Annotated in this window: 4 protein-coding genes; all 4 read right to left on the minus strand. The window is 61.2% G+C overall.

Translation table 11 applies throughout. The features are described 5' to 3' along the window. Window positions 1-278: 278 nt before the first annotated feature. On the minus strand, window positions 279-1139 hold the full coding sequence (locus tag R6T97_RS07870) for a hydroxymethylglutaryl-CoA lyase (RefSeq protein ID WP_410348737.1): 861 nt from the start codon (window positions 1137-1139) through the stop codon (window positions 279-281). 82 nt (window positions 1140-1221) lie between these two features. After that, a complete protein-coding gene (locus R6T97_RS07875; RefSeq protein WP_410348738.1) occupies window positions 1222-1872 on the minus strand; it encodes a glutathione S-transferase family protein in 651 nt (216 codons plus the stop codon). Beyond that, on the minus strand, window positions 1869-3779 hold the full coding sequence (locus R6T97_RS07880) for a biotin carboxylase N-terminal domain-containing protein (RefSeq protein WP_410348740.1): 1911 nt from the start codon (window positions 3777-3779) through the stop codon (window positions 1869-1871). The genes R6T97_RS07875 and R6T97_RS07880 overlap by 4 nt, the downstream gene beginning before the upstream one ends. A 5-nt stretch (window positions 3780-3784) precedes the next feature. Further along, the coding region (locus R6T97_RS07885) for a carboxyl transferase domain-containing protein (RefSeq protein ID WP_410348739.1) at window positions 3785-4128 on the minus strand (344 nt) is incomplete at its 5' end.

Here is a 4128-nt window from a genome sequence, read left to right on the forward strand (position 1 = left end):
TTGGGTGATTCGGCATCGATGGGCTTGTCGACAGCTTGGGGTCGGCGGCCGCCGCCGAACCCAAGCTGTCGACAAGACCATCGATGCCGAATCACCCAATATCCTGATCGAACAGATCACTCAGATCGCGCTCTCTAAGCATACTCCGTCGCCACGTCTCTAGACAGGGTATGACATAAGGCAGCAAGCGAAGCGTGTAATACGGAGGTAAAATAGGAATTCCCAACAGATCGCCAAAGCGAGGGTCGCTACACCTCGGACATCTACACTCAGATCAATCATCGCATCGCTCTCGCCAATTCAGCCGCCTGTGCAACCACGTCGTGGTCGACACCCGTTTGATATCCTAATCGCTGCAACAGGTCCAAGACCGCCTCTGTCGCCACATTGCCCGGTGCACCAGGGGCATAGGGACAGCCTCCCAAACCGCCGACGGCAGTGTCGAATGCGCGCAGGCCAAGCGCGAGTGACGCTTCGATATTCGTCAACGCCCGCCCGCCGGTATCGTGAAAATGTCCCGCCAGTTCTGCCGCAGGGGCGACGCCCAGAACCGCCTCCAGCATCCTCGTGACGCGTGCGGGCGTGCCTTTCCCGATCGTATCGCCCAAGGACACCTGCATCGGGCCAAGTTCGCGCAACTGGCCCACCGCGTCGGCAACCTGCTGCGGGGACGTGGGGCCATCGAATGGGCAATCCGTGACGCAAGACACGTAACCGCGCACCGCGACCTTCTTTTCGCGCGCAGCGGCAACAACCGGATGCAGACGCCTCACCGATTCAGCAATCGAGCAATTCAGATTGCTCTGTGAAAACCCCTCTGACGCTGAAATGAACACCGCGATCTCGGTGACCATGTCGTCGCGACGCGCGGCCAGAAAGCCTTCCCAGCCGCGCATATTGGGGACCAGCACGGCATAGCGCACACCCGGCACGGGCGTCAGCTGCGCCAGTACCTGATCGGTATCGGCCATCTGCGGTACCCATTTGGGGCTGACGAAGCTGCCCACTTCAATGTCACGCAGTCCTGACCTGCTCAGCAAATCAATCAGCGCGACCTTGCGCGCCAGCGAAATCACACCAGGCTCGTTCTGCAACCCATCCCGCGGGCCCACCTCGTGAATGCGCACGGGTACCGCCATCACGCGCCCCTTCTTATGTTCCCAAATACCTCGGGGGAGACCCGCAGGGTCGGGGGCAGCGCCCCCTGCAAGCTCCGCAAACTCATACCGTCACCTCCCACGGAGGATAAAAATCCCGCGCATAAAGCACCGGTTCGTCAGGCAAAGCGCACTGATACCCCTCACGCGCTGCAAGCCGCGCAAACCATGCTGCCACGCGCGGCAGCGCATCGAGGGTCACAAAATGCTGCGCCATATAGACCGCCTGCCCCACCCCGATGTCGGCCGCAGAAAACTCCGAGAGCAGATATGCATCCTGCAATCCCTGCTCCACAGTGGCCAGCGTCCTGGCCAGTCGTTTCGCTTCCAACTGCATGATGACGGGCGACCGCATATGGTCATCATAAAGCGCGATATGCTGTTGGGTCAGTGCCGCACAATGCTGGCTGATCGTCTCGGCGAAATGGATCCAGTTCAGCCACATCGGGCGTTCCGCGTGACTTGGGTCGCGACCCAAGCCCGCCAGCGGAAAGCGCTCGCACAGATATTCGGCAATCGCCCCGCTTTCCGTCAAAACCACATCGTCTATTTCCAAAGTCGGCACCCGGCCGGTGGGGTTGAGCGAACGGTAAGGCTCTTCGCGCAATGTCTTGTCGAACGGGTATGCGACCACCTCGAAATCCAAACCCAGTTCATGCAGCAGCCACAGGCTGCGCATCGAACGGGTCTGCGGGCAATGGTGCAAGCGGATCATTCTTCGGCCTCCAGACTGACCAGCAAGGCACCCGCCGTAACCTGATCACCGGTTGCAACGGTGATGCTGGCGATCCGGCCGCTACGTGGCGCGCGGAGCACATGTTCCATCTTCATGGCCTCCAGCACGACCAGCCGTGCGCCCTGCTCCACCCATTGGCCTGTTGCCACGGCCACGTCATGGACCAAACCCGGCATGGGAGCGAGAACGGTGTCCCCACCTGTCGCCGTATCGATGCGGGACAGGGGATCGATGATCTCAAAGGTCAGGCTTTCAGCACCAAACACCGTAACGCAGCCACCGTGCAAGATGGCAGGAGAACCCCAGTGCCCTGCCCTGCGGTGAAGCGTCACGACCGTATCGCCAACCAACACGTCACAAGATGTTCCACTGCGCACGGTAAGTGCAATATCGATGATCTCTTCCCCGTGTTGCAACGAAATCTGGCGTTGCAGCGGGTCCCATAACGCAAACCCTGTCAACGGTTGGTCCGGCAGGTTTGCGGCATGCGCAGCAGCAATTGCGATATCACGGGCAGGTGGCACGGCTTTGCGGCAGATGGTGTCGCTGTGCCGCGCGATCAATCCTGTGTCCACATCGCCGGACACAAATGCGGGCACCCGCGCCAGGCGGCGCAGGAAATCCAGATTGGTCACAGTGCCCGCGACTTCGGTCGCGTCAAGCGCCGCCGACAAATGCTGCAAGGCCTGCGTCCTGTCAGGGCCATGCACCGTGACCTTGGCAATCATCGGATCATACCAAGGTGATATGTCATCCCCTGCCGTCACACCGCTGTCGATGCGTGCGGTCGCCGGAAACGCCAGATGTTCCACAACGCCTGTTGCAGGCAGGAACCCCGCCGGCACGTCCTCGGCATATAGCCGCGCTTCGAAGGCATGGCCCGTGATCGCGAGGTCCGCCTGACGGGCAGGCAAGGGTTCGCCTGCGGCAACACGCAACTGCCATTCCACCAGATCGACACCTGTCACCGCCTCGGTCACCGGATGTTCCACCTGCAAACGCGTGTTCATTTCCATGAACCAGAAACCATCGGTGCGCAGGCCCTCACTGCCATCGACGATAAATTCGACCGTACCCGCGCCGGCATAGCCTATGGCCTTGGCCGCCTTGACGGCAGCATCGCCCATCGCGGCGCGCACTGCAGCGGTCATCCCCGGCGCTGGGGCCTCTTCGATGACCTTTTGGTGGCGGCGTTGGAGCGAGCAATCGCGCTCGAACAGATGTACCGCTTCGGTGCCATCGCCGAAGACCTGCACTTCGATATGACGCGGTGCGGTCACGTATTTCTCGATCAGGACATCCGCGTTGCCAAAGGCCGTCCGCGCCTCGGCCTGCGCCGATGCCAGATGTTCCGCAAAATCCCCGGCGCGTTCGACCAGACGCATCCCCTTGCCGCCGCCACCGGCAACCGCCTTGATCAGCACGGGATAGCTGATCTGGTCGGCCTCGCCCGCCAGAAAGTCGGGGGTCTGATTGGTCCCGTGATAGCCCGGCACGATGGGCACACCGGCCCTCTGCATCAAAGCTTTGGCTGCATCCTTCAGGCCCATCGCGCGGATCGCGTCAGCCGAAGGGCCTATAAATGTAAGACCCGCCGCGACCACATCATCCACAAAATCGGGATTTTCGGACAGAAATCCATAGCCGGGGTGAATAGCCTCTGCCCCTGTGTCCAGCGCCGCCTGAATGATCAGATCACCGCGCAGATAGCTATCGGCCACGGGTGCGGGGCCAAGGCGCACAGCCTCATCCGCTTGGGCCACATGCAAGGCCCGCGCATCGGCATCAGAATGGACTGCCACGGTACGGACGCCCATGGCACGCGCCGTGCGGATGATCCGGCAGGCAATTTCGCCGCGATTGGCAATGAGGATCTTGCGAAAAATCACCATCACATCCGGAACACGCCAAAGCGCGTTTCCGCGATCGGCGCGTTCATGGACGCGGCCAGCGACAGCGCCAGCACCTCGCGGCTTTTGCGCGGGTCGATGATGCCATCGTCCCAAAGCCGCGCAGAGGCGTAAAGCGGGTGCGATTGTTCTGCAAAGATATCAATGGTGGGCTGTTTGAAGGCCGCTTCTTCTTCGGCAGACCATTCCCCGTCGCTGCGTTCGATCGCGTCGCGTTTGACAGTGGCCAATACGCCTGCTGCCTGTTCGCCACCCATGACAGAGATCCGCGACGTCGGCCATGACCACATGAAATTCGGGCTATAAGCCCTTCCTGCCATGCCAT

The organism is Yoonia sp. (assembly GCF_046498525.1).
GTDB lineage: Bacteria > Pseudomonadota > Alphaproteobacteria > Rhodobacterales > Rhodobacteraceae > Yoonia.

Coding starts and splice junctions, on each gene's coding strand:
- R6T97_RS07870 (WP_410348737.1), bottom strand. CDS start 1,139: ATGGCGGTACCCGTGCGCATTCACGAGGTGGGCCCGCGGGATGGGTTG.
- R6T97_RS07875 (WP_410348738.1), bottom strand. CDS start 1,872: ATGATCCGCTTGCACCATTGCCCGCAGACCCGTTCGATGCGCAGCCTG.